Annotated in this window: 25 protein-coding genes and 1 pseudogene; 17 read left to right on the forward strand and 9 right to left on the reverse strand. The window is 70.9% G+C overall.

The window, feature by feature from the left end; translation table 11 throughout:
* Window positions 1-45 precede the first annotated feature (45 nt).
* Entirely contained in the window at window positions 46-1,893 is a 1,848-nt protein-coding gene (glmS, locus tag AB0H32_RS15240) for a glutamine--fructose-6-phosphate transaminase (isomerizing) (protein WP_361119580.1), read from the forward strand.
* A gap of 70 nt (window positions 1,894-1,963) precedes the next feature.
* On the opposite strand, the gene AB0H32_RS15245 is transcribed toward glmS, so the two are convergent.
* The 3 genes from AB0H32_RS15245 to AB0H32_RS15255 form a co-directional block, all read right to left on the reverse strand.
* Complete coding sequence (locus tag AB0H32_RS15245; RefSeq protein WP_361119582.1) at window positions 1,964-2,335, reverse strand: hypothetical protein; 372 nt, start codon at window positions 2,333-2,335, stop codon at window positions 1,964-1,966.
* An 85-nt stretch (window positions 2,336-2,420) separates the two neighbouring features.
* Window positions 2,421-2,612 (reverse strand): DUF397 domain-containing protein, encoded by a 192-nt coding sequence (locus AB0H32_RS15250; RefSeq protein WP_361119584.1) that lies wholly within the window; start codon window positions 2,610-2,612, stop codon window positions 2,421-2,423.
* Between the two features lie 8 nt (window positions 2,613-2,620).
* On the reverse strand, window positions 2,621-2,905 hold the full coding sequence (locus tag AB0H32_RS15255) for a Scr1 family TA system antitoxin-like transcriptional regulator (protein ID WP_361119586.1): 285 nt from the start codon (window positions 2,903-2,905) through the stop codon (window positions 2,621-2,623).
* A 940-nt stretch (window positions 2,906-3,845) separates the two neighbouring features.
* Here AB0H32_RS15255 and wecC point away from each other — a divergent pair.
* Window positions 3,846-5,087: a UDP-N-acetyl-D-mannosamine dehydrogenase gene (wecC, locus tag AB0H32_RS15260; protein ID WP_361119588.1), complete on the forward strand. Its 1,242-nt coding sequence runs from the start codon at window positions 3,846-3,848 to the stop codon at window positions 5,085-5,087.
* A 66-nt stretch (window positions 5,088-5,153) separates the two neighbouring features.
* On the opposite strand, the pseudogene wecB reads toward wecC, so the two are convergent.
* Window positions 5,154-6,236, reverse strand: a pseudogene (wecB, locus tag AB0H32_RS15265) (UDP-N-acetylglucosamine 2-epimerase (non-hydrolyzing)); the annotation flags it as partial.
* Between the two features lie 170 nt (window positions 6,237-6,406).
* Here wecB and AB0H32_RS15270 point away from each other — a divergent pair.
* Genes AB0H32_RS15270 through AB0H32_RS15280 form a run of 3 tightly spaced genes read left to right on the forward strand, consistent with a single transcriptional unit; the run spans window position 6,407 to window position 9,062 of the window.
* Window positions 6,407-7,159 (forward strand): tetratricopeptide repeat protein, encoded by a 753-nt coding sequence (locus AB0H32_RS15270; RefSeq protein ID WP_361119590.1) that lies wholly within the window; start codon window positions 6,407-6,409, stop codon window positions 7,157-7,159.
* A 36-nt stretch (window positions 7,160-7,195) separates the two neighbouring features.
* Window positions 7,196-7,567, forward strand: a complete 372-nt coding sequence (locus AB0H32_RS15275; RefSeq protein ID WP_361119592.1) for a holo-ACP synthase — start codon at window positions 7,196-7,198, stop codon at window positions 7,565-7,567.
* 46 nt (window positions 7,568-7,613) lie between these two features.
* Window positions 7,614-9,062, forward strand: coding sequence for an NAD(P)H-hydrate dehydratase (locus AB0H32_RS15280; protein WP_361119594.1), 1,449 nt, complete (start codon window positions 7,614-7,616; stop codon window positions 9,060-9,062).
* A 50-nt stretch (window positions 9,063-9,112) separates the two neighbouring features.
* Here the strand turns inward: AB0H32_RS15280 and AB0H32_RS15285 are convergent, their stop codons facing one another.
* From AB0H32_RS15285 to AB0H32_RS15295, 3 genes are all read right to left on the reverse strand, one after another.
* On the reverse strand, window positions 9,113-9,757 hold the full coding sequence (locus AB0H32_RS15285) for a response regulator transcription factor (RefSeq protein ID WP_361119596.1): 645 nt from the start codon (window positions 9,755-9,757) through the stop codon (window positions 9,113-9,115).
* Window positions 9,709-11,004: a sensor domain-containing protein gene (locus AB0H32_RS15290; protein WP_361119598.1), complete on the reverse strand. Its 1,296-nt coding sequence runs from the start codon at window positions 11,002-11,004 to the stop codon at window positions 9,709-9,711. Before AB0H32_RS15290 ends, AB0H32_RS15285 begins: the two co-directional genes overlap by 49 nt.
* A 315-nt stretch (window positions 11,005-11,319) precedes the next feature.
* Window positions 11,320-12,093 carry a CPBP family intramembrane glutamic endopeptidase gene (locus AB0H32_RS15295; protein WP_361119600.1) on the reverse strand — a complete coding sequence of 258 codons (774 nt, stop codon included), beginning with the start codon at window positions 12,091-12,093 and terminating at the stop codon, window positions 11,320-11,322.
* Window positions 12,094-12,229: 136 nt separating this feature from the next.
* Here AB0H32_RS15295 and AB0H32_RS15300 point away from each other — a divergent pair, with 136 nt between their 5' ends.
* The 5 genes from AB0H32_RS15300 (at window position 12,230) to AB0H32_RS15320 (ending at window position 16,554) form a co-directional block, all read left to right on the forward strand.
* Window positions 12,230-13,150 (forward strand): L,D-transpeptidase, encoded by a 921-nt coding sequence (locus AB0H32_RS15300; RefSeq protein ID WP_361119602.1) that lies wholly within the window; start codon window positions 12,230-12,232, stop codon window positions 13,148-13,150.
* A 46-nt stretch (window positions 13,151-13,196) separates the two neighbouring features.
* Complete coding sequence (alr, locus tag AB0H32_RS15305; protein WP_361119604.1) at window positions 13,197-14,363, forward strand: alanine racemase; 1,167 nt, start codon at window positions 13,197-13,199, stop codon at window positions 14,361-14,363.
* Window positions 14,364-14,485: 122 nt separating this feature from the next.
* Window positions 14,486-15,742 (forward strand): alpha/beta hydrolase, encoded by a 1,257-nt coding sequence (locus AB0H32_RS15310; RefSeq protein ID WP_361119606.1) that lies wholly within the window; start codon window positions 14,486-14,488, stop codon window positions 15,740-15,742.
* Window positions 15,708-16,220 carry a tRNA (adenosine(37)-N6)-threonylcarbamoyltransferase complex ATPase subunit type 1 TsaE gene (gene tsaE, locus AB0H32_RS15315; protein ID WP_361119608.1) on the forward strand — a complete coding sequence of 171 codons (513 nt, stop codon included), beginning with the start codon at window positions 15,708-15,710 and terminating at the stop codon, window positions 16,218-16,220. Before AB0H32_RS15310 ends, tsaE begins: the two co-directional genes overlap by 35 nt.
* A 127-nt stretch (window positions 16,221-16,347) precedes the next feature.
* A complete protein-coding gene (locus AB0H32_RS15320; RefSeq protein WP_361119610.1) occupies window positions 16,348-16,554 on the forward strand; it encodes a hypothetical protein in 207 nt (68 codons plus the stop codon).
* Between the two features lie 37 nt (window positions 16,555-16,591).
* On the opposite strand, the gene AB0H32_RS15325 is transcribed toward AB0H32_RS15320, so the two are convergent.
* On the reverse strand, window positions 16,592-17,149 hold the full coding sequence (locus AB0H32_RS15325; protein WP_361119612.1) for a hypothetical protein: 558 nt from the start codon (window positions 17,147-17,149) through the stop codon (window positions 16,592-16,594).
* 112 nt (window positions 17,150-17,261) lie between these two features.
* Between AB0H32_RS15325 and tsaB the strand changes: the two genes are divergently transcribed.
* From tsaB to AB0H32_RS15345, 4 genes are read left to right on the forward strand one after another with little or no spacing between them, the layout of a single operon-like run.
* The gene (gene tsaB, locus AB0H32_RS15330) at window positions 17,262-17,918 is read left to right on the forward strand and encodes a tRNA (adenosine(37)-N6)-threonylcarbamoyltransferase complex dimerization subunit type 1 TsaB (protein WP_361119614.1); all 657 of its coding nucleotides are present in this window, start codon (window positions 17,262-17,264) and stop codon (window positions 17,916-17,918) included.
* A complete protein-coding gene (gene rimI, locus AB0H32_RS15335) occupies window positions 17,915-18,445 on the forward strand; it encodes a ribosomal protein S18-alanine N-acetyltransferase (protein ID WP_361119616.1) in 531 nt (176 codons plus the stop codon). Before tsaB ends, rimI begins: the two co-directional genes overlap by 4 nt.
* A complete protein-coding gene (gene tsaD / locus AB0H32_RS15340; protein ID WP_361119618.1) occupies window positions 18,438-19,535 on the forward strand; it encodes a tRNA (adenosine(37)-N6)-threonylcarbamoyltransferase complex transferase subunit TsaD in 1,098 nt (365 codons plus the stop codon). Before rimI ends, tsaD begins: the two co-directional genes overlap by 8 nt.
* Entirely contained in the window at window positions 19,532-19,801 is a 270-nt protein-coding gene (locus AB0H32_RS15345) for a hypothetical protein (RefSeq protein WP_361119619.1), read from the forward strand. Before tsaD ends, AB0H32_RS15345 begins: the two co-directional genes overlap by 4 nt.
* 188 nt (window positions 19,802-19,989) lie before the next feature.
* Here AB0H32_RS15345 and AB0H32_RS15350 read toward each other — a convergent pair whose 3' ends face one another.
* Window positions 19,990-20,859 carry a hypothetical protein gene (locus AB0H32_RS15350; RefSeq protein WP_361119621.1) on the reverse strand — a complete coding sequence of 290 codons (870 nt, stop codon included), beginning with the start codon at window positions 20,857-20,859 and terminating at the stop codon, window positions 19,990-19,992.
* A gap of 460 nt (window positions 20,860-21,319) precedes the next feature.
* On the opposite strand from AB0H32_RS15350, the gene AB0H32_RS15355 reads away from it, so the two are divergent.
* Genes AB0H32_RS15355 through AB0H32_RS15365 form a run of 3 tightly spaced genes read left to right on the forward strand, consistent with a single transcriptional unit; the run spans window position 21,320 to window position 23,128 of the window.
* Window positions 21,320-22,375, forward strand: a complete 1,056-nt coding sequence (locus AB0H32_RS15355; protein WP_361119623.1) for an LCP family protein — start codon at window positions 21,320-21,322, stop codon at window positions 22,373-22,375.
* A 46-nt stretch (window positions 22,376-22,421) separates the two neighbouring features.
* Complete coding sequence (locus AB0H32_RS15360; protein ID WP_361119625.1) at window positions 22,422-22,730, forward strand: FG-GAP repeat protein; 309 nt, start codon at window positions 22,422-22,424, stop codon at window positions 22,728-22,730.
* A gap of 41 nt (window positions 22,731-22,771) precedes the next feature.
* Window positions 22,772-23,128 carry a YciI family protein gene (locus AB0H32_RS15365; RefSeq protein ID WP_361119627.1) on the forward strand — a complete coding sequence of 119 codons (357 nt, stop codon included), beginning with the start codon at window positions 22,772-22,774 and terminating at the stop codon, window positions 23,126-23,128.
* The last annotated feature ends 13 nt before the right edge of the window (window positions 23,129-23,141 follow it).

Raw genomic sequence — 23,141 nt, forward strand, 5'->3', positions numbered from 1 at the left:
CGCGCCAGCCACTTCGAGCGGCTGACGGACCGTAGGCTGCCGCTCATGTGCGGAATCGTGGGATACGTAGGAACGCAGTCGGCGCTCGACGTCGTGATGGCCGGGCTGAAGCGGCTGGAGTACCGGGGGTACGACTCGGCGGGCGTCGCCGTGCTGGCGGACGGCGGGCTGGCCGGGGCGAAGAAGGCCGGAAAGCTCGTCAACCTGGAGAAGGAGCTGGTCGACCGGCCGCTGCCCACGGGCTCGACGGGCATCGGCCACACCCGCTGGGCCACCCACGGCGGCCCGACGGACGCGAACGCGCACCCGCACCTGGACAACGCGGGCCGGGTCGCCGTCGTCCACAACGGCATCATCGAGAACTTCGCGGTGCTGCGGGCGGAACTGGCGGAGCGGGGGCACGACCTGGCCTCCGAGACGGACACCGAGGTCGTCGCCCACCTCCTGGCCGAGGAGTTCTCCGCCGGTGCCGACCTGGCGGAGGCGATGCGGCTGGTGTGCCGGCGCCTGGATGGCGCGTTCACGCTGGTAGCCGTGCACGCCGACGACCCGGACGTGGTCGTGGGCGCGCGCCGCAACTCCCCGCTCGTGGTGGGCATCGGCGAGGGCGAGGCGTTCCTGGCCTCCGACGTCGCCGCCTTCATCGACCACACGCGCTCGGCGATCGAGCTGGGCCAGGACCAGGTGGTGGAGCTGCGCCGCGACGGCGCGACGGTGACCGGCTTCGACGGCCGCCCCGCCGACGTCCGCTCCTTCCACGTCGACTGGGACGCCTCGGCCGCCGAGAAGGGCGGCTACGACTACTTCATGCTCAAGGAGATCGCCGAGCAGCCCAAGGCGGTCGCCGACACACTGCTCGGGCGCATCGACCCGTCCGGCTCGCTGACCCTCGACGAGGTGCGGATCTCCCCGTCCGAACTGCGCGAGGTGGACAAGGTCGTCATCGTCGCCTGCGGTACGGCCTTCCACGCCGGCCTGATCGCCAAGTACGCCATCGAGCACTGGACGAGGATCCCGTGCGAGGTGGAGCTGGCCAGCGAGTTCCGCTACCGCGACCCGATCCTGGACTCACGGTCCCTGGTGATCGCCATCTCCCAGTCCGGCGAGACCATGGACACCCTGATGGCACTCAGGCACGCCCGCGAGCAGGGCTCCAAGGTGCTGGCCATCTGCAACACCAACGGCTCGACGATTCCGCGCGAGTCGGACGCGGTGCTGTACACACACGCCGGACCGGAGGTGGCCGTCGCCTCCACCAAGGCGTTCCTGACCCAGCTGGTCGCCTGCTACCTGGTGGCTCTGTACCTGGGCCAGGTGCGAGGCACCAAGTGGGGCGACGAGATCGGAGCGGTGATCCGGGACCTGTCGAAGATCTCGTGCGAGGTCGAGCGGGTCCTGGAGACCATGGAGCCGGTACGGGCGCTCGCGCGCTCGCTGGCCGACAAGAACACGGTCCTGTTCCTGGGCCGGCACGTGGGCTACCCGGTCGCCCTGGAAGGCGCCCTCAAGCTCAAGGAACTCGCCTACATGCACGCCGAGGGCTTCGCGGCGGGCGAGCTGAAGCACGGGCCGATCGCACTGATCGAGCAGGACGTGCCGGTGGTCGTGGTCGTGCCGTCGCCCCGGGGCCGGTCCGTCCTCCACGACAAGATCGTCTCCAACATCCAGGAGATCCGGGCGCGCGGTGCGCGGACGATCGTCATCGCGGAGGAGGGGGACGAGGCGGTCGCTCCCTACGCCGACCACCTGATCCGCATCCCGGCGACTCCGACCCTGCTGCAGCCCATGGTGGCGACGGTGCCGCTCCAGGTCTTCGCCTGCGAGCTGGCCACGGCCCGGGGCAACGAGGTGGACCAGCCGCGGAACCTGGCGAAGTCGGTGACCGTGGAGTGAGGAAAAGGGCGAACGGCCGTGAGCCGTTCGCCCCTTGATCAGCCGTTCGGGCCGTCGGCCGACCGGGAGATCACCAGTTGATGCAGGTCTTCGGGACCCAGCCGGTCTTCCGGTCGCCGCCGTAGTACCACAGGTTGCTCTTCTTGCCGCAGGCCTTGTACGAGCCGCCCCGGTAGGCCTTGCCGTCGTTGCAGACCGAGCCCTTCTTGCCCTTGCCCCAGATGCCGACGGCCGTGGCGGTCGTCTTCGGTGAGGTGCGGACGTTGACGGTCTCCTTGGCCTTCACGTTGACGATCGCCTTGCTGCAGTCCTTCGGAAGGGCCGAGGCCGTTGCCGTGAGGGGCTGCGCGGCGGCGGTACCGGCGACGGCGACGGTGCCGGTGAGGGCCGTACCGACGAGCGCAGCGGTGGCGAGTGCGGTTCCCAGTGCCTTCAACTTCAAAGCGCTGTCCTCCCGTTGTGTGCCATGGCGTCCGCTGAACAACGGATCACCGGTCACGGCGAAGACTACTGGGAGCAGGGGCTTGTCATGATCGCGAGGAGCCGAGGGCTTGCACGAAGGCCGCGAAGGTCCCGGTCCGGAAGGTGAGGATCGCTCTGGCCGGCGCCTTTGAGTCGCGGACGGCCATGTGGGTGCGGGAGTTCGCGATCTCCACGCAGTCGTCGCCATCGCCGCCGGCGGAGTAGGGCGACTTTCGCCAGTTGTCCGGTGTGGTCATGGGGTACCTCACAGCCCTTTCACCATCCTCCGGATGAGGTCGCGCGACTGTTCCGGTTCGAGTGCCATGGCTTTCACGTTATGGAAGCGGGCTTGGTATGTGGCCAGTTGATCTTCTGTGTCGACGTAGATCGCGCCGGTGGGGACGTCGCGGATCGCTGTGTCCAGTTTCGTCACACTGCCGCCCAGGTAAGCCATCGTGCTGGCGCCCCAGGAGAAGCTCTCCAGGTCGAAGGGGAGTCCGGCTTTTCGATGACGCCGCCCACCTTCCGCACCTGGTCCCGCCGTGGGCATACCCCGGTGATCCGGCCCCGACCTTGTCGACGGCTGCCTCGCAGGAAGGGCTCTCCCTCGCCCGGACGACTTCACGAGTTCAAGCTCAATAGCCGCTGTAAGCGGGCACCGCATATACGATGAAACATGAGTAAACAGTCTCTTGACATGTCATTGCCAAGCAGTTATTTTCCTGTAAATGGCATTCACGGGTGGAGGTGGTCCCATGTTTTTACGCGGCATGGTTATCTGCTGCAATCTGACGGTATCCCTGTCGGTCATACCTGCACACGCGACACATCGACCAATTCTTTCGCGGCTGGTCCGGCCGGTCCGGCGGGTCAGGATGGGCCGGGCATTCTGCTTGTGAGGGTTCAGTCAATTTTAGCGGCGGCCGTCTAGTGGCACAGGAAGGTGCTGTCGATCTGCATGCATCTGATGGCAGACATGGTAGCTGTGTCGTCGCCTTGACATATATTGATGGCAAGGTCGAATGCTGCACGTCCACCACGTTTGAGCAGCCAGATTTCAGTCATGTCTTCGGCCGAGGCGTACCGGCCTTGACTGGTTGACCGTTCAGGCTTGCCTCCGCGAATCGGCCCGAATAGATGAATGTGAAACTCCATCCCAGGCTTCAATGTGGCGGAGATGATTCTGTGGTGTCGACTCGTTTTTCGAGTGTCGGTTTCCCGCGGCATCCTGCCCTCTTCGCGGCGCAGAATTGAGTGGAGGCGTTTTTGGCCTCGTCGCGCGTTGAGTCGTCACGCAGGGCCAGTTCGTCGCAAAGGGTTGCGGTTGCGGTTCATGTATTTTCTGGTCGGTATCACGTCACAGGGGGCGTCGGATTTCCCTTTGTTTTTTCATCGATCTGATGTCGTGGCGCCAGCACAGCGAAACCAGGTTGCCGAAACCATCACCCGGCCGGTGAGCGTCGGGCCATCCTCAAGAAGGTATTCACCTCGTGTTTCCCACCGTCTGCGTCATCGGACTCGGCTACATCGGCCTTCCCACCGCAGCTGCCCTCGCCACCAACGGAATCAATGTCATCGGCGTCGACGTCAACTCCGTCACCGTCGACCTCGTCAACGCCGGCCGTGTCCCCTTCGTCGAGCCCGACCTGGCCGCGGCGGTGAGCGGGGCCGTGGCGACGGGGCGTTTGCGGGCGACTGCGGTGCCCGAGGCGGCCGATGCCTTCATCATCGCCGTGCCTACGCCACTCCACGAGGACCGCACCGCCGATCTGTCGTACGTACGTACCGCCGCAGCCTCGGTGGCGGGAGTGCTCAAGACGGGTGACCTCGTCGTTCTGGAGTCCACATCGCCGCCTGGCACGACCGTGGAATTGTCCCAATGGCTCGGAAAGAGCCGACCCGATCTGACGTTCCCTCACGAGACGCCCGCTGTGCCGGACATTCGGGTCGCCTACTGTCCCGAGCGTGTTCTGCCGGGTCGTACGATGATCGAGATCGTGACCAACGACCGGGTGGTGGCGGGTGTCAGCGAAGGCTGTGCCTTGCGGGCGCGAGAGCTCTACGAGGTGTTCACCAGAGGGGAATGCTTGCTAACCGATGCCACGACGGCAGAGATTGCCAAGCTAAGCGAGAACGCCTTCCGGGACGTCAACATCGCCTTCGCCAACGAGCTGTCCATACTCTGCGATCAGCTTGGCGCCGATGTAGCGGACGTGATCGACCTGGCCAACCGGCACCCCCGCGTCGACATTCTGCGGCCCGGGCCGGGCGTCGGCGGGCACTGCATAGCCGTGGACCCCTGGTTCATCGTCTCCGCCGCGCCCGAGCAGGCCCGGCTCATCCGCCTCGCCCGCGAGGTAAACGACGACCGGCCCAACCACCTCCTCGGCGAGGTCATCCACACGGCCGGACGGTTCAAGGATCCGGTGATCGCCTGTCTCGGGCTCGCCTTCAAGGCGAACATCGACGACCTCAGGGAGAGCCCCGCCCTGCACATCGTCAGGCAGCTGGCCGATCGCCAGGTCGGCCAGCTACTGGTGGCAGAGCCCCACATCCAGGCGCTCCCCGAGTCACTGGCACGTACGGGCAGGGTCGAACTCGTAGACGTCACCACCGCCGTGCGAGACGCGGACGTCATCGTCCTGCTTGTGGACCACGACGCCTTCCGGGGGGTGAAGCGGACCGCGCTGCGTGGGAAGGCCGTGTTCGACACGCGCAGCCTCTGGCGCTGACGCGTCGCCAGCGGCGAACTCCGCGGGCCGCGCGCACAGCCCCAGCCAGTGACCGATCGCCCGTACTGTACGGTCCGCAGCGAGCCCGTCGCCGTACGGGTTGACGGCCCTCGCCATCGTTGCGTACGCCGATCGGTCGTGAAGGAGCCGCCGCACCTCTTTCACTATGCGTTCGCGATTGGTCCCCACGAGCCGAGAGGTGCCGGCCCTCAGGGCCTCGGGGCGTTCCGTGGTGTCCCGCATGACCAGCACAGGCTTGCCCAGACCTGGGCCCTCCTCCTGGACGCCGCCGCTGTCGGTGAGTATGAGGTGCGCGCGGCCCAGCAAGTGGGCAAAGGCTCCATAGCCGAGAGGTTCCGTCAGACGCACGTTCTCCAGATGCTGCACCCAGGGCCGGATCGTCATCCGCACCACCGGGTTGGGGTGCAGTGGCACCACAATGAGCAGGTCGGGCTCGCTTCGTGCGAGATCAGCAAGAGCGCCACCAATAGACTCCATGCCATTCCCCCACGCCTCCCGGCGATGGGCCGTCACCAACAAGACCCGGCGGGCCGTGTCGTCGAGGTCGGACAGCGCCGGGTCCCCGTAGCGCACCCTGCGTCCGACCGCCCAGCGCAGGGCGTCGATGACCGTGTTCCCGGTGACAACGACGGACGACGGGGCAACACCGTCCCGCAGTAGGTTGTCCCGGGCGTGACGGGTAGGCGCCAGATGCAGGGACGCCAGTTGGGTGACGAGCCGACGGTTGACCTCCTCAGGGAAGGGCGCGTACCGATCGTGGGTGCGCAGACCGGCTTCCAGATGGACCACAGGGATACGGCTGTAGAAGGCGGCGAGAGCCCCCGCGAACGCGGTTGTGGTGTCGCCCTGGACCAGCACGGCGTCTGGAGTCTCCCGCTGCAGCAGCGGACACAATCCATCGAGGACGCGCACGGTGATGTCGGCCAGAGACTGGCGGTGGGTGAGGATATCCAGGTCATGTTCGGGGCGGATGCCGAACAATGCGTGCACCTGGTCGAGCAACTCGCGGTGCTGGGAGGTCACTGTCACCATCGGGTGGAACATCGGGGACTGGCGGAGCGCCTCGATCACGGGCGCCATCTTTATGGCCTCCGGTCTGGTCCCGTACACGACCATCAGTCGCTTCATCCTAGGGTCCTTTCGCTGCGCCAGATCGCGCCCCGGCCCACGACGTCAGTGGCCGCAGTATCTGGAACAGGAAGACACACTCCTTTGGCAGGTGGCCACTGCGGGCATCTGTGCAACGCCGCTACTACGCATGCGTACCGCAGCTTCGCTGGACGGGCCGGGGCGGGGCCATGCAGGAGGGGCTGCGGCTCCACGAGCAGCTGCTGGAGGATCAGCGCCGGGTGCTCGGGCCGACCGACCAGGCCGTGCTGGAGAGCCGCCACTACATCGCCTACTGGCACGGCATGCTGGGCCGCTACGAGACGGCGCTGGCGCTGCACGACGAACTCCTGCGGGACCGGATCGCCGTGTTCGGCGAGGACCACGCGCAAGTGCTCTTCAGCCGGTTCAACATCTGCAAGTTCCTGGGGGAGTCCGGACGCAGACAGGAAGCTCTCGACGGCTTCTTGGCCCTGCTGCCGGACGTGCAGCGCATCCGCGGCGAGAACCACCCCAACGCCCTGCTGGCACGGCTGAACATCGCGCGCTTCACCTGGGAGCTGGGCGATCCCGCGGGTTCGCTGACACTTCACGAGGAGTTGCTCACGGACCAGCGGGAAGCCCTCGGTGACTCGCATCCCGCGGTTCTGATCACCCGCTTCAACATGGCCATGCTCAAGGCGGAGCTCGGCGACCCGGTCACCGCACTGGCCGAGCTCGACGTGCTGCTCCGGACCCGGCTGGCCCGTTACGGCAACCCCCTCCACCCGGAGGTGCTCAGAACCAGGTTCGGGCGAGCCCGGGTCATCGCCCGGACCGGCGACGTGGCGACGGCCGTGGCACAGGTGCGTGAGGTGAGCGAGGACCGCGCGCGCGTGCTCGGTGCGGACCACCCCGACACGCTGGCCGCCCGGGCGGAGCTGGCCAGACTGCTCGCGCAGTGACCGTCGCCGCAGGCGGCTGACCGTAGGCTGCCCTCCATGAGCATCATCGGAGTCGGTATCGACGTCGCCGAGATCGATCGGTTCCGGGCGTCGCTGGACCGGACGCCGGGGCTGGCCGATCGGCTGTTCCTGGAGAGTGAGTTGCTGCTGCCCAGCGGGGAGCGGCGCGGTATCGCCTCCCTCGCGGTGCGGTTCGCCGCCAAGGAGGCGGTCGCCAAGGCGCTGGGCGCGCCGGGCGGGCTGCACTGGACCGACGCCGAGGTGTACGTCGAGGACAGCGGGCAGCCCCGGCTGCGGGTGACGGGGACCGTGGCCGCACGGGCGGCGGAACTCGGCGTGCAGTCCTGGCACGTGTCGCTCAGCCATGACGCGGGGGTGGCGTCGGCCGTGGTGATCGCCGAGGGCTGAGCGAGCCGGGTGCGGTCACCGGCGTTTCCGGGGCAGACTCGAAGCCATGCGTACTGCGTACAGCGTGGAGACGGTGAGGGCGGCCGAGCGGGAGCTGATGGCGCGGCTGCCGGACGGGGCGCTGATGCAGCGGGCCGCCGCAGGGCTGGCCGCTGCCTGTGCGGACCTGCTCGGGCGGGTGTACGGCAGCCGGGTGGTGCTGCTCGTCGGGAGCGGGGACAACGGCGGGGACGCGTTGTACGCGGGGGCGCGGCTGGCCCGTCGCGGGGCCGGCGTCACGGCCGTGCTGCTCTCGCCCGGGCGGACGCACTCCGGTGGCCTCGCGGCCCTGCGCAGGGCGGGCGGTTCGGTCGTGGAACCCGGCGGTGCCGAGCCGGTGATCGAGCGGTCCGACCTCGTCGTGGACGGCATCGTCGGGATCGGCGGGAAGGGCGGGCTGCGGCCGGACGCGGCGGCGCTCGCCGGCGCCGTCGAGCGGTCCCGGGCCCCAGTCGTCGCCGTCGATCTGCCCAGCGGGGTCGAGGCGGACACCGGGGAGGTACGGGGCACGGCGGTCCGGGCCGATCTCACCGTCACCTTTGGGACCCACAAGCCGGGGCTGCTGATCGATCCGGCGCGGGAGTACGCCGGATCCGTACGGCTCGTCGACATCGGGCTCGAACTGCCGCCCGAGGCCGAGCTGGAGGCGCTGCAGCACGCGGACGTGGCGCGGCTGCTGCCGGTGCCCGCGGCGGAGAGCGACAAGTACCGGCGGGGGGTCGTGGGCATCGCCGCCGGGTCCTCGCGGTATCCCGGGGCCGCGGTGCTCGCCGTCTCCGGGGCGCTGCGGGGCGGCGCCGGTGCCGTGCGGTACGTCGGGCCCGCGGCCGGCGCCGTCATCGGCCGCTTCCCGGAGACGCTGGTCTCCGACGAGGGGCCCGCCAAGGCCGGGCGGGTGCAGGCCTGGGTGGTGGGTCCCGGCGCCGGGGACGACGCGGCCACCGTGGCGGAGGTGCTGGACATCGACGTGCCGGTGCTGCTGGACGCGGACGGGCTGCGGCTGGCCGAGCGGAACGCGGTGCGGGGGCGTACGGCGCCGACGCTGATGACCCCGCACGCCGGGGAGGCGGCCGCGCTGCTCGGGGTGCGGCGGGAGGAGGTCGAGGGGGCTCGGCTGGCCGCGGTGCGGGAGCTGGCGGCGGTCTACCGGGCGACCGTGCTGCTGAAGGGGTCGACGACGCTGGTCGCCGACTTCGCGGGCGGGGCGGTGCGGGTGAATGCCACGGGGACGGGGTGGCTGGCCACGGCCGGGAGCGGGGATGTGCTGTCGGGGCTCGCCGGGTCGTTGCTGGCGGCGGGGCTGCCTGCGGTGGACGCGGGGAGCGTGGCGGCGTATCTGCACGGGCTCGCGGGGCGGTTCGCGGCGGAGGGGGCGCCGGTGGGGGCGCACGATGTCGCCGCGCGGATTCCGGAGGCCTGGAGGGACGTCTACCCGCCCGCTCGACCCGGCAGGTAGACAAGCCCCTCGGGGCGGCAGCCGCACCGCCGACGGAGAGGTCCCCCGCCTCACCCCTTCAAATACGCCAGCACCGCCAGCACCCGGCGGTTGTCCTCCGGGGACTGTTCTATGCGCAGCTTGGCGAAGATCGACGCGATGTGTTTGGCCACCGCGCTCTCGCTGATGTGCAGCGCCTGGGCGACGGCCGTGTTGGAGCGGCCCTCGGCCATGAGGGCGAGGACCTCGTGTTCGCGGGGGGTCAGGGAGCCGGTGCGCCCCCGCTTCTCGCTGCGGGTCAGGAGCTTGGCGATGACCTGGGGGTCCATCACCGTGCCGCCGGTGGCGACCGTGCGCAGCGCGTCGATGAACTGCGCAGTGTGGGTGACGCGGTCCTTGAGCAGGTAGCCGACCGAGCCCTCGCCGGAGGCGAGGAGTTCATGGGCGTAGAGCTGGTCGACGTACTGGGACAGGATCAGGACCGGCAGCCCCGGGCGGCTGCGGCGGGCCTCCAGGGCCGCCTTCAGGCCCTCGTCCGTGTGCGTCGGGGGCAGCCGGATGTCGATCACCGCCACGTCCAGGTCCGTCCGCGTCAGGGCCCGGACCAGCGCGGGGCCGTTGTCCACCGAGGCGACGACCTCGCAGCCGTGCTCGCGCAGGGTGCGGGTCAGGCCGTCGCGGAGGAGGAAGAGGTCTTCGGCGAGGACGACGCGCACGGGATCTCCAGGGTTGCGGTGGTCGGTCCGCCCGGCGGGCTGTGCAGGGCGAGCGTGCCGTCGAAGGTATCCAACCGGCGCCGTACCCCGGGCAGTCCGGTTCCGGCGCAGGCGTCCGCTCCGCCGCGGCCGTCGTCGGTGACGCCCACGCGCAGGTGCGTGCCGTCGTGGGTGAGGGTGATGTCCACCCGCGTCGCGTCCGCGTGCTTGGCCGCGTTGGCGAGGAGTTCGGACACCGCGAAGTAGGCCGCCGCCTCGACGGGCGGGGGCAGGCGGGCCGGCGGCAGACGGGCGTCCACCGCCACGTCCAGGTGGCTGTCCAGCGCCAGGGAGCGGACCGCGTCGGCGAGGCCCCGGTCGGCCAGGACCGGGGGAAGGATGCCGTGCACGAGGTCGCGCAGGTCCTGCAGCGCGCGTTCGGAGGCGGCCCGGACGTCCAGGAGGAGGGCACGGGCCCGGCCGGGGTCGCTCTCCAGCAGGCGGGTCGCCTCGTCCAGGGTGAGGCCCAGGGCCACCAGACGGGCCTGGGCGCCGTCGTGCAGGTCGCGTTCGATACGGGTGAGTTCGGCCGCGTGGACGTCCTGGGCGGCGGCCCGGGTGTCGGTGAGGCGGGCCACGCGCCGGGTCAGTTCGACGGTGCGCGGGACGGAGAGGAGGCGGTGGGTGAGGCGGGCGTGCAGGGCCGTCATGACCGGCGCCAGGCGCAGGCCCGCCGCGATCAGGGCCAGCCCCAGCAGCAGGGCCGCCAGCATGGTGGCCGTGGAGGTGACCGGTACGAAGGCGTACCAGTTCCCGTCGCCCAGCCGGCGCCAGACGAAGGGCTGGACGAGGGCGCCGAACACCCCGTACTCGACCAGGGCGAGTGGAAGAGCCGCCAGCAGTCCGCCCGTCCACGGCTCCAGCCAGGCCCAGCGCAGGTCGTGCCAGAAGCCGTCGTCCCCGAGGACCGCGGCGCCGGTGCGGCGGGCCGAGGTGCCGTGGGGGAGGGGGTCGGGCCGGCCGAGGGGGCGTCCGCTCCAGCGGGCCGCCCGGGCGCGGTACCGGTCGGACAGCCGGCGCAGCTGCCCGGCCGCGGACGGCAGCAGCCGGAAACCGACCCCGACCGGCAGCAGCGCCAGCACCCCGCCGACCAGCATCCCGGCACCGGCCACGAGAAACCCGTGCAGCCCGAGCACCTGGCATCGCCCGAGCGCGATCCAGGCGCCGCCCCGGAAGCGCCCCCGCGTGTGCGCCGGTTCCGCCGTCATGCCCCGGTCTCCCCCTGCCCGCATGCCCGGTTCCGCCGTCATGCCCCGGTCTCCCCCTGCCCGCATGCCCGGTTCCGCCGTCATGCCCCGGCCTCTGTCGGTCCGCCTGCCCGGTGCCGCCAGGCCGCTTCTTCCGAGGAGCCCCGTCTTCATGCTCCGGCCTCTGTCGGCTCGCTTGCCCGGTGCCGCCCGAGTGTCTCCCGGCCGCTTCTTCCGAGGAGCCCCGTCCTCGTGCCCTGGCCTCTGTCGGCCCGCACACCCTGCGCCGCCCGGTCGCCTCTCTTGAGGAAGCCCGCCCTCATGTCCCCGCCCCGTTCACCCCGTGGTCGCCGGGATCGTAACCGGCGCGCGCCGCCAGGAGCGCCGTGTCCAGGGGGCCGCCGTCAGGGCGCAGGCCAGGCCGAAGAGGAGCATCGGCATCGCTCTGCCCGTCTCCTCGTCCATGAACAGCAGCATCCCGAGGTTCACCAGCGCGTGGAAGCAGCCCGCGAGGAGCAGACGGCGAAGTCCGCCGAGTCGCTCCAGGGCCAGGCCGAGGGTGACGGACATCGCGACCGTCGCCAGCAGGAAGCCCGCCGCGTAGGCCGGGCTCTGTGCGAGCACCTGCACGTGCCACAGGCCCCACACCAGCCCGACCGCCACCGACGAGGCGAGCGGTCCGAATCGGGTGCGCAGCAGGGGCTGGAGGAAGCAGCGCCAGCCGATCTCCTCGCCGCAGGCGCCGACCAGTTGGGCGAGGGCGACGAGGAGGAAGGGGTGGCCGAGGGTGCGCGGGTCCGTGGCGTGGGCGGTGCGCGTGAGGAGGGCGTACGGCACCGCCGAGAAGAGGATGATCAGGACAGGTGCGGCGAGGAGCAGCCGCGGGGAAGGGGCCGTACGTCCCGGGGGACCGGCCAGCAGGCCGCGCGTGGGGGTGGGCCACAGCAGCGCCGCCGCGCCCACTCCCAGCGCCGGGCCGAACTGGGTCAGTTGGACGACCTCCGCAGGGATCCCGGTGGCCGGCTGAACGGCTCCCAGCGCTCCGGCCGCCACGAAGGCGACCGCCAGATAGACCCCTGCCCGTGTCTTCCACCACTGTCTCGTCCGCATGCCCTCGACGATGCCGGGCGGGCGGCGCGCCCGGACTGCACCTGATTGCCGAATGGGCTGTACCCAGGTCCACCCCGTGGGTGACCCCTCAGCGCGGCACCCCGGATCCGGCAGGCCCGCACGTTTGGCTGATCGCATGATCAGCAGACGAATCGTGTACCGAGGCGTCGCGGTGCTGCTCGCCACCGCGACCGCCCTCCCGGCGGCCGGAACCGCCGTAGGCGCCCCCCTGTCCGCAGCCACGCCGGCACCCCCGGCACCTGCTCCGGCTCCGGCACCGGTCCCGGAACTGGTCCCCGGTGTCCCGCCCGGCCCGTCGCAGCCCTGGCAGATCGACACGCCCGACCAGGCGCTGCCGCCGAAGATCTACAGGCCCAGCAGGAGCGAGGACGCCCTGGAGCCCCGGGAAGCGGCTCCGGGGACGTACGACCTCATCGAGTACGTGCCGCTCGACGACGCCGTCGCGAGGGTGACGTGCAGCAAGCAGGCCGGTCCCTATCAGCGTCAGGTGGAGCGCTGGCTGAAGCGGAAGGTGGACGGCAAGCAGTCCTCCGTCGACTGCAAGGCCATCCGCGCCTTCCAGGTCAAGCACAAGATCAAGCCCGCCATCGGCTTCGCCGGACCCGTCACCTGGTCGACGATGATGCTGATCTCGGCGAAGAAGAATCCCAACGCGGCCAAGAAGTGTCCGGTCCGCTCGTACCGCGTGGCCTGTGTCGATCTGGACCGGCAGCTGACCTGGGTGCAGAAGGGCAGCAAGGTGGTGTTCGGGCCGGTCCCGATGCGCAGCGGGCGCCCCGAACACATCACCCGCAAGGGCTGGCACACCATCTACTGGCGGCACAAGAACCATGTGTCGACCCTGTACAACCAGCCCATGCCGTACGCCCAGTTCTTCGACGGCGGCGAGGCCTTCCACGCCGTCTACGGCACCATCTACACCACCGTCGGCTCCATGGGCTGCGTCAACCTCAAGCTCGGCGACGCGCGCAAGCTGTGGGACGTCCTGAAGAAGGGCGACCACGTCTACGTGTGGGGCAGGCGGCCCGGTAGCTAGGACTGCACCCGGGGCCGCCGCGGCCCTCTGAGAGACTGGGGGCGCCATGAGTGAGACTGCAGCTGTGCCGACCGCGCCCCTGCGCGCCCGGGCCGAGATCGATCTGGCCGCCCTGCGCGCCAATGTGCGCACCCTGCGTGCCCGGGCGAAGGGCGCGGCCCTGATGGCCGTCGTCAAGTCCGACGGGTACGGCCACGGGGCGGTGCCGTGCGCCCGTGCGGCCGTCGAGGCGGGCGCCACCTGGCTGGGCACCGCCACGCCCGAGGAGGCCCTCGCGCTGCGCGCCGCCGGTCTGGACACGCGCGTCCTGTGCTGGCTGTGGGTCCCGGGAGGGCCCTGGCGGCAGGCCGTCGAGGCGGACATCGACGTCTCGCTCAGCGGGATGTGGGCGCTGCGGGAGGTGACGGAGGCGGCCCGGCAGGCGGGGCGGCCCGCCCGGGTGCAGCTGAAGGCCGACACCGGGCTCGGGCGCAACGGCTGCCAGCCCGCCGACTGGCCCGAACTGGTCGGCGAGGCCCTGCGCGCCGAACGCGCGGGACTGGTCCGGGTCACCGGTCTGTGGTCCCACCTCGCCTGTGCCGACGAACCCGGGCACCCCTCCATCGCCGCCCAGCTCGCCCGGTTCGGCGAGATGGTGGCGTACGCCGAGGAGCAGGGCGTGCGCCCCGAGGTGCGGCACCTCGCCAACTCCCCGGCCACACTGACCCTTCCGGAGACCCACTTCGACCTGGTCCGTACCGGTATCGCCCTGTACGGCATCTCGCCCAGCCCCGAGCTGGGCACCCCGGCCGACTTCGGCCTGCGGCCCGTGATGACGCTCAGCGCCTCGCTCGCGCTGGTCAAGCATGTGCCGGGCGGGCACGGCGTCAGCTACGGCCACCACTACGTCACCCCCGGCGCGACCACCCTCGGACTCGTTCCGGTCGGCTACGCGGACGGCATTCCGCGGCACGCCTCCGGCACCGGTCCGGTGCTGGTCGACGGCAAGTGGCGGACCGTCGCCGGGCGCGTCGCCATGGACCAGTTCGTGGTCGACCTGGGCGGGGACGAACCCGAAGTGGGCGCTCAGGCGGTGCTGTTCGGCCCCGGCGACCGGGGCGAGCCCACCGCCGAGGACTGGGCGCAGGCCTGCGGCACGATCGCATACGAAATCGTCACGCGGATCGGAACGCGCGTTCCTCGCGTCTATGTGAACGGGGAACAAGAGGGGTAACCCCTTCAGTACGGGGCGCCTTGCGCTCCACCGCCCCTGTCACCACCGGCACACCACGCACCACACCGGCACCACCTGTTTCATTCATCCAGCGAACTGCAGTACGGCGAAGAGGAGCGGACGTGAGCGAGAGCAGTGCGGAGGCCGTGGCGGACGTCGTCGCCTCGGCGGCCGTCGCCTCCGCCACCGGGTCGGCGAGCTGGCGCAGGGCGACCGGCATCGCCGGTGCCGCGATAGGCGTCCTCGCCGCGGGCGCGGCCGCCGGTGTGGCCATCGAGCGGATGACCGTCGGCCGCGGGATGCGCCGCAGGGCCCGGCTGGCACTGGACTCGGCGGGCCCCTACGGCACCCTGCGCGGCACGCCCGGCAAGGCCTCGGCCGACGACGGCACGGAGCTGTACTACGAGGTCGACGACGTCGAACCCGACCCGGGTCCGCATGTCTCCCCGCGCCGCCGCCGGCTCTTCGGCCGCAAGGCGCCCGCCCCGGTCACCGTCGTCTTCTGCCACGGCTACTGCCTCAGCCAGGACTCCTGGCACTTCCAGCGGGCGGCCCTGCGCGGGGTCGTGCGCACCGTGCACTGGGACCAGCGCAGCCACGGGCGGTCCGGGCGGGGCGTGGCCCAGTCCCAGGACGGGGTGCCCGTCACCATCGAGGAACTCGGCCGTGACCTGAAGGCGGTCCTCGACGCGGCCGTGCCGGACGGGCCGATCGTGCTGGTCGGCCACTCCATGGGCGGGATGACGATCATGGCCCTGGCCGCCCAGCACCCGGAGCTGATCCGGGACCGGGTCGTCGCCACCGCCTTGGTCGGCACGTCGTCGGGGCGGCTCGGCGAGGTCAGCTTCGGGCTGCCCGTGGCCGGCGTCAACGCGGTGCGCCGGGTCCTGCCCGGCGTGCTGAAGGCGCTCGGGCAGCAGGCGGAACTGGTGGAGAAGGGGCGCCGGGCCACCGCCGACCTGTTCGCCGGGATCATCAAGCGGTACTCGTTCGCGTCCCGGGACGTGGACCCGGCGGTCGAGCGGTTCGCCGAGCGGATGATCGAGTCCACGCCGATCGACGTGGTCGCCGAGTTCTACCCGGCCTTCACGGACCACGACAAGACCGATGCGCTCTCCTGCTTCCGGGACATCCCGGTACTGGTGCTGGCCGGGGTGCAGGACCTGATCACGCCCAGCGAGCACAGTGAGGTCATCGCCGACCTGCTGCCCGACGCCGAGCTGGTGCTGGTGCCGGACGCCGGGCACCTCGTCATGCTGGAGCACCCGGAAGTGGTCACCGACCGGCTCGCCGACCTGCTCACCCGCGCCGGAGCGGTGCCCGCAGGGGCTACCGTAAGTGGCTATGGAAGCACCAGCAGCACCGCACAACCCCGCTGAGACCCGGCTGACGATCACCTCCCCCGAGCAGATGCGGGAGCTGGGCCGACGGCTGGCCGAGCTGCTGCGCGCGGGCGACCTGGTGATGCTCACCGGAGAGCTGGGCGCGGGCAAGACGACGCTGACCCGCGGACTCGGCGAGGGGCTCGGGGTGCGCGGTGCGGTCACCTCGCCGACCTTCGTGATCGCCCGTGTGCACCCCTCCCTCGGCGACGGGCCGCCCCTCGTCCACGTCGACGCCTACCGGCTCTCCGGCGGCCTCGACGAGATGGAGGACCTCGATCTGGACATCTCCCTGCCCGACTCGGTGATGGTCGTGGAGTGGGGCGAGGGCAAGGTCGAGGAGCTGACCGAGGACCGGCTGCGGGTCGTCATCCACCGGGCCGTCGGGGACACGACGGACGAGGTACGGCACGTGACGCTGACCGGGCTCGGGCAGCGCTGGACGGACGCGGACCTGGAGACGCTCGCGGCCTGAACGGATCAACTTTCCGACAGGCCGTCGGCAACATATTGCGCAGGACGTCCCGGGCGTGGTCACATGGTACCCAGCCCGTGGTTAGGTGTGCCTAACTACGCCCGCCCCCGCACGTCAGGAGGCGCCCATGTCCGCTTCGCGGCCCACGGAACAGCCGACCGAGCCGCCCGCGCTCACCGGGGTGACCATGCACGAGCTGCTGGCGGCGTGCGCGGCCGCGGCCGTGGTCTCCAGACCGCCGTGCGCCGAAGGGGCGCGGGGAACCGCACGACCGGCCACGACGGCACCGCAGTCGACGGACGACATGGCGCGGCAGCTCCCGCGGAGCGCCTGAACCCTGAGCGGGCCCTGAGCGTCTGGGCCCTGGGCGCCTAGCGGATCACCATCACCGGCACGCCGATCGTCGCGAACCTCCACATCGCGTCGCCGTTCGCCCGCGTCTCCCGGATGCCGCCGGTCTTCACCGTCTCGGCGGCCCAGCCGGACCCGGTACCCACGGCCGCGCTGAAGCCGATCGTCACGCCGTCGATGGTGGTGAAGCGCACCACGTGCTCGATCGGGATGCCGTCCGTGCCGGTGGCCGCGTGGGTGCGGGAGGTGACCCAGTACTTTCCCGGCGGCGGGTCGACGGTGCCCGGCCGCACCCCGAAGGTGCGCTGCACCCGGCCCCTCTCGTCGACCAGCCAGACCCGGTCGTCGTCCACCGAGTACACGACCCGTTCACCCGTGCCGGAAGCACTCGGCAGGGCGCCCGGACTGCCCCGGTCGCGCGGTGCCTTGGTGGCCGTCGCCGAGGGGGACCCGTTCGATCCGGGCCGGCCGCCCAGGCCCGGCGGGACGGTCGCCTGTGCCTGGTAGGCGAGGAATCCCACGGTGCCGACGGCCGCCGCGATGAGGCCGGCCACGATCCCCGAGCTGGTCCCTGCCACGTGCACCGCCTCTGATTCGTGCCATATGTCGTACTTCGTACAGACCGTAGCAGTCAGTCACGGTCCGCCCCGGACGGCCGTGCGCGAGCCGCAGGCGCCGTAGGCTGTTCGCGTGCTCTTGCTCGCTCTGGATACCGCCACACCCGCCGTCACCGTCGCGCTGCACGACGGCACGGACGTCATCGCCTCGTCGAGCCAGGTGGACGCGCGCCGGCACGGAGAGCTGCTGCTGCCGGCCGTCGACCGTTTGCTAGCCGAAGCCGGGCTCAAGCTGGACACGGTCACCGGGATCGTCGTCGGTATCGGCCCCGGCCCCTACACCGGTCTGCGCGTCGGCCTGATGACCGCCGACACCTTCGGCCTCGCGCTCGGCGTCCCCGTGTACGGTCTGTGCACGCTGGACGGCCTCGCCTACGCAGCCGACATCGAGAAGGGCCCCTTCGTCGTGGCGACCGACGCCCGGCGCAAGGAGGTCTACTGGGCGAAGTACGCCGACTCCCGCACCCGTCTGACCGGCCCGGCCGTCGACCGGCCCGGCGACATCGCCGAGCAGGTCGCGGGGCTCCCCGCGGTCGGCGCGGGTGCGCTGCTGTACCCGGACACGTTCCCGAGCACCCACGAACCCGAGCACGTGTCCGCCGCCGCCCTCGCCCGTCTGGCCGCCGAGAAGCTGGCCGCGGGGGAGGAACTGCCGGCACCGCGCCCGCTGTACCTGCGCCGACCCGACGCCCAGGTCCCCAAGAACTACAAGGTGGTCACCCCCAAGTGACTGAGCCGGCAACCCTCCGACTGCGCGAGATGCGCTGGTGGGACATCGACCGGGTGCTAGAGCTGGAGAAGGACCTGTTCCCCGAGGACGCCTGGTCCCGGGGCATGTTCTGGTCCGAGCTGGCCCACTCCCGGGGTCCCGAGGCCACCCGCCGCTACCTGGTGGCCGAGGACGACGGCCGCGTCGTCGGCTACGCCGGGCTCGTCGCCTCCGGCGACCAGGCCGACGTCCAGACGATCGCCGTCGCCCGCGCACTGCAGGGCACCGGCCTCGGCGCCCGCCTGCTGACCGAGCTGCTGAAGGCCGCCACCGCCTTCGAGTGCGCCGAGGTCATGCTCGAATGCCGGGTCGACAACGTCCGCGCCCAGAAGCTCTACGAGCGCTTCGGCTTCGAGCCCATCGGCTTCAGACGCGGCTACTACCAGCCGGGGAACGTGGACGCCCTGGTGATGCGCCTGACCACCGAATCCCCCGGCGGCCCCGCCGCGGCCTCCGCCTCCGCACAAGAAACCGAGACCAATGACTGACGAACCCCTCGTCCTGGGCATCGAGACCTCCTGCGACGAGACCGGCGTCGGCATCGTCCGCGGCACCACCCTGCTGGCGGACGCCGTCGCCTCCAGCGTCGACGAGCACGCCCGCTTCGGCGGCGTCGTACCCGAGGTCGCGTCCCGGGCGCACCTGGAAGCGATGGTCTCGACCATCGACCGCGCCCTGAAGGAGGCGGGCGTCTCCGCCAGGGACCTCGACGGCATCGCGGTCACCGCGGGGCCCGGCCTCGCGGGCGCCCTGCTCGTCGGCGTCTCGGCGGCCAAGGCGTACGCCTACGCGCTCGGCAAGCCCCTCTACGGCGTCAACCACCTCGCCTCCCACATCTGTGTGGACCAGCTGGAGCACGGCCCGCTGCCGGAGCCGACGATGGCCCTGCTGGTGTCCGGGGGCCACTCCTCCCTGCTGCTGTCCGAGGACATCACCTCCGACGTCCGCCCGATGGGCTCGACCATCGACGACGCGGCCGGCGAGGCCTTCGACAAGATCGCGCGCGTGCTGAACCTCGGCTTCCCCGGCGGCCCCGTCATCGACCGCTACGCCCGCGAGGGCGACCCGGAGGCGATCGCCTTCCCGCGCGGCCTGACCGGCCCGCGCGACCCGGCCTACGACTTCTCCTTCTCCGGCCTGAAGACCGCCGTGGCCCGCTGGATCGAGGCCAAGCGCGCCGCCGGCGAGGAGGTCCCGGTCCGTGACGTGTCCGCCTCCTTCCAGGAGGCCGTGGTGGACGTCCTCACCCGCAAGGCGGTCCGCGCCTGCAAGGACGAGGGGGTCGACCACCTGATGATCGGCGGCGGTGTCGCCGCCAACTCCCGGCTGCGTGCCCTCGCCCAGGAGCGCTGCGAGGCGGCCGGCATCCGGCTGCGCGTCCCGCGCCCCAAGCTGTGCACGGACAACGGTGCGATGGTCGCCGCGCTCGGCGCCGAGATGGTCGCCCGTAACCGGGCCGCCTCCGACTGGGACCTGTCCGCCGACTCCTCCCTTCCGGTGACCGACCCGCACGTGCCCGGCCGCGGACACGACCACGACCATGTGCACGAGGTCAGCAAGGAGAACCTGTACTCGTGACCGTCGCCCTGATGTGGGAGGCCCGGGCCGCCGAAGGGCGCGGTGAGGAGCTGCTGGCCTGGGCGCGGCAACAGCGCCTCGCCCCCGAGCCGCTGCGCCGGGAGACCTTCCGGGCCCCGCAGGACCGGGTGCTGGTCATCACCTGGTGGGACGCCCCGTACGACGCCTCGCTCCCTGAACTGCCGGAGCCGGAGGGTGAGTTGGTGACCCGGGCGGTGCACCGCTGGCGGTTCGAGCAGGCGGACGGGGAGCGGTCGGAGCACTGACTGGTGCGCACGCCCGTGAAGGCGCTATGATCATCACACAGTGAACGGCCGGAACACCGGTCCGGACACAGTGCGTTGGTGGTCCAAGGAAAGACGTCCCGCTTCCTGCGGGGAGATGCAGGTGCAAGGCCTGCCCGGCGCTCCACGAGAAACCCCGCCCCCGGTTCCCCGGGGGCGGGGTTTTCGCGTTACGGCCGGCCCGCCTTGTGGGGCCGGACCGCCTCCGCCTCGGGCCCTTCGAACTCGGCCGCCCGGGACCGCCGTTCCTGCCGGTGCGCGTAGGCCATCAGGCCGAACAGGATCGCGAGCAGCACCGCCGACGAGCCGGCCGTGCCCAGGTCCAGGCCGCCCTTGGCGACCGGCTTGGTGAGGAAGTCACCGGCCGTGGCGCCCAGCGGGCGGGTCAGTACGAAGGCGACCCAGAAGAGCAGGACGTTCGGCACGGCAGGCACCTTCATCAGCGCGAGCAGCACCAGCAGCAGGCCGGTCACCAGGGCTGCGCCGCCCAGGTAGCCGAGGCCCGAGCTGTCGGAGAGGAAGTCGCCCATCGAGGTGCCGAGGGTGTTGGAGACCAGGATCGCCGACCAGAACAGGGCCTCGCCCCGGAAGGAGACAATCTCGGTGATCTGGAAGGTCATCCCGCTCAGCTTCCAGCCGAGGAAGATCAGCAGCAGGATCGAGATCAGGATCGCCGCGCCCTCCGGGTAGCCGAGGCCCAGGCCCTGCGGGCCCCAGCCCAGCTTCGTGGCGCCGTTCGAGAGGTACTTCGTGCTGGCGTCGCGGTTCATGAAGTCGGACATCGTGGTGCCGGCCATGGAGGTCGACAGGATCACGGTCCAGTAGAAGAACGGGTTGTAGCGCGAGGAGCGCAGCTGGACCACCAGGGTCACCACGAAGACCAGGAACAGGGCGATGGTGGTGAGGAAGTAGCCGAGCTTCAGCGTCTGCGCGAACAGATCGCCGGCGGTCTCGCCCAGGGTCGTGGCGGCGATCTTCATGATCCAGAACGCCAGAGTGACCTCGGGCAGTTTCTTCATCACGGACTTCGTCGTCGTCAAGGGTGCTCCTGTCGGTTCGGGGGGACCGCGTCGACCCTGACAGCGCCAACCTGAACGCATCCTGAACACGTGCGTCCGGGGGTCTTGCGGAGGCGGTTCGGCTGTGCTCGCGCCGTGGCTCGATCCGTTCCCTCGGAACTCCCTTCGGGCACGGTCGGAATGACCACGAACATCCCAGAATGGGCCACGAATGTCCTGGGAACCCGCGGCGCGCGAAGACGCTCAGCAGTACGGCAGAGCCTTCGGCGGCCCGGCGGCGCGCACCGACGGGTGTCGAGGGGCACCGCACACGGCTTCGAAGCCGCTCGGTCCATCCGGCGAGACGTTCAACGGCCCCGAACCTGTTACCGGGACCTGCGCCGCGTCCCGCGGTGGCGCCGGGATGAGAAGTTCCCAAGAAATACGTCTCTCACGGCTTGCGCTAACAGTCTGCTAATAATTCGGACTTACGTTCCTGCCCGTGACGCGACACGAGGAGCAAGGCGACGCGGGCAGAGTGGTGGGCCGGCGGTCGAGAACGCTGAAGGCCGCCGGTCTCGCCCTGGCGGGATTCCTGGTGCTGGGCGCGGCCACCGCCGGCTACGCGTACTGGCACCTCGACAACAACATCAAGAGCGTCGACATCGACAGCGCGCTCGGCGACAACCGCCCGGCCAGGGCGACGACCACCCCGGCCGCGTCCGCCCCGGCCGCCGCAGGACCCCTGCCGACCGGATCCCTCAACATCCTGGTCCTCGGCTCCGACTCGCGCAGCGGCAGGGCCAACAAGGCCCTGGGCGGCGGCGACAGCTCCGGTGCCCGGTCGGACACGGCGATGGTCGTGCACATCGACGCGGGCCGTACGAGGGCGACCGTCGTCAGCATCCCGCGCGACACCCTGGTCACCCGTCCGTCCTGCCCGCTGTCCTCCGGGGGCTCGACGGCGGTGGCCCACCAGGCGATGTTCAACAGCGCCTACGAGGTGGGCGGTCCGGTGTGCGCGGTGAAGACCGTCGAGTCGATGACGAACGTCCGCATGGACCACTACGTCGAGGTCGACTTCTCCGGCTTCGCCAAGTTGGTGGACGCCCTCGGCGGGGTCACGGTCACCACCGACCAGGACATCGACGACGACAAGAGCCATCTCCGCCTCGACGCCGGCACCCACCGGCTCGACGGCGCCCGGGCCCTTGCCCTGGCACGTACCCGGCACGGCATAGGCGACGGCAGCGACCTGGGCCGCATAGGCCTGCAGCAAAAGCTCGTCAAAGCCCTCCTGGACCGGATGGCGGCCATCGACCTGCTCACCGATCCCGCCAAGCTCTACCGGGTGGCCGAAGCGGTCACCGCCAGCCTCACCACGGACACCGGCCTGGACTCCCTGGGCGAGCTGACGAAGCTCGGCCGGAGCCTGAGGGGCCTCACCTCCGACCGGGTGAGGACCGTGATGCTGCCGGTCGTCGAGGCACCCTCCGACCACAACCGGGTCGTGGCGGGGGAACCGGCGGCGAGCGACCTGTGGGCCTCCCTGCGCTGATCGGCACGACCGGCAGTGCACCGGGGGCGTACCCGGCACCGCCGAGGTGAACGACGGCTTCGGCTGCACCGTCGCCCTGGTCGACATCAACCGCAACGGACATGCCGGCCTGGCCGCCTCGGCGCCGGGCGAGGACACGGGCAACGGCGCGGCCCGGGTCCTGCGCGGCCGCCCCACGGGCCTGGTCACGGACGCGGCCCCGGTCTTCGGCGGCAAGGCCGTCGGGGCGCCGTACACGAAGGCGGAGTCCGGGTTCGCGCTGAAGTGGCGGGACCGCACGTCCGCGGAAAAAATTCTTTCGAGAAATGTCAGTGAGCGTGTCGAACCCGGCGTCTCCCGTTCGACGCATGGGTGAGCGGCGGGGAAAGGCCCCGCCGCCCGGCCGAAGGAGTCACCATGCCCCGCTACCTGTCGCTCGTGCAGATCGATGAGGCCTCCGCCCCCGCCGAGGGCCCCAGCGAGGAACTGATGCAGCGGATGGGCAAGCTGATCGAGGAGGTCACCAAGGCCGGCGTCATGCTGGACACCGCCGGGCTCACCCCCTCCGCCCAGGGCACCCGGATGCACTGGGAGGGCGGCAAGATCTCCGTCACCGACGGGCCCTTCACCGAGTCCAAGGAGGTCGTCGGCGGCTACGCGATCATGCAGTGCAAGGACAAGGCCGAGGCCCTGGAGTGGACCAAGCGGTTCCTGCAGGTCCACGAGGAGCACTGGACCGTGACCTGCGAGGTCCGGGAGATCGCCGAGGGCTGAGCGGTCCTTTGCC

The sequence above is a fragment of the Streptomyces sp. NPDC020362 genome, from assembly GCF_040642095.1.
Lineage (GTDB): Bacteria > Actinomycetota > Actinomycetes > Streptomycetales > Streptomycetaceae > Streptomyces.

Excerpts from the sequence above, each read along its gene's own strand:
- glmS (WP_361119580.1), top strand. The coding sequence starts at position 46 with ATGTGCGGAATCGTGGGATACGTAGGAACGCAGTCGGCGCTCGACGTC.
- AB0H32_RS15250 (WP_361119584.1), bottom strand. The coding sequence starts at position 2,612 with ATGACCACACCGGACAACTGGCGAAAGTCGCCCTACTCCGCCGGCGGC.
- AB0H32_RS15255 (WP_361119586.1), bottom strand. The coding sequence starts at position 2,905 with ATGCCCACGGCGGGACCAGGTGCGGAAGGTGGGCGGCGTCATCGAAAA.
- AB0H32_RS15270 (WP_361119590.1), top strand. The coding sequence starts at position 6,407 with ATGCAGGAGGGGCTGCGGCTCCACGAGCAGCTGCTGGAGGATCAGCGC.
- AB0H32_RS15275 (WP_361119592.1), top strand. The coding sequence starts at position 7,196 with ATGAGCATCATCGGAGTCGGTATCGACGTCGCCGAGATCGATCGGTTC.
- AB0H32_RS15280 (WP_361119594.1), top strand. The coding sequence starts at position 7,614 with ATGCGTACTGCGTACAGCGTGGAGACGGTGAGGGCGGCCGAGCGGGAG.
- AB0H32_RS15290 (WP_361119598.1), bottom strand. The coding sequence starts at position 11,004 with ATGACGGCGGAACCGGCGCACACGCGGGGGCGCTTCCGGGGCGGCGCC.
- AB0H32_RS15295 (WP_361119600.1), bottom strand. The coding sequence starts at position 12,093 with ATGCGGACGAGACAGTGGTGGAAGACACGGGCAGGGGTCTATCTGGCG.
- AB0H32_RS15300 (WP_361119602.1), top strand. The coding sequence starts at position 12,230 with ATGATCAGCAGACGAATCGTGTACCGAGGCGTCGCGGTGCTGCTCGCC.
- alr (WP_361119604.1), top strand. The coding sequence starts at position 13,197 with ATGAGTGAGACTGCAGCTGTGCCGACCGCGCCCCTGCGCGCCCGGGCC.
- tsaE (WP_361119608.1), top strand. The coding sequence starts at position 15,708 with ATGGAAGCACCAGCAGCACCGCACAACCCCGCTGAGACCCGGCTGACG.
- AB0H32_RS15320 (WP_361119610.1), top strand. The coding sequence starts at position 16,348 with ATGTCCGCTTCGCGGCCCACGGAACAGCCGACCGAGCCGCCCGCGCTC.
- tsaD (WP_361119618.1), top strand. The coding sequence starts at position 18,438 with ATGACTGACGAACCCCTCGTCCTGGGCATCGAGACCTCCTGCGACGAG.
- AB0H32_RS15365 (WP_361119627.1), top strand. The coding sequence starts at position 22,772 with ATGCCCCGCTACCTGTCGCTCGTGCAGATCGATGAGGCCTCCGCCCCC.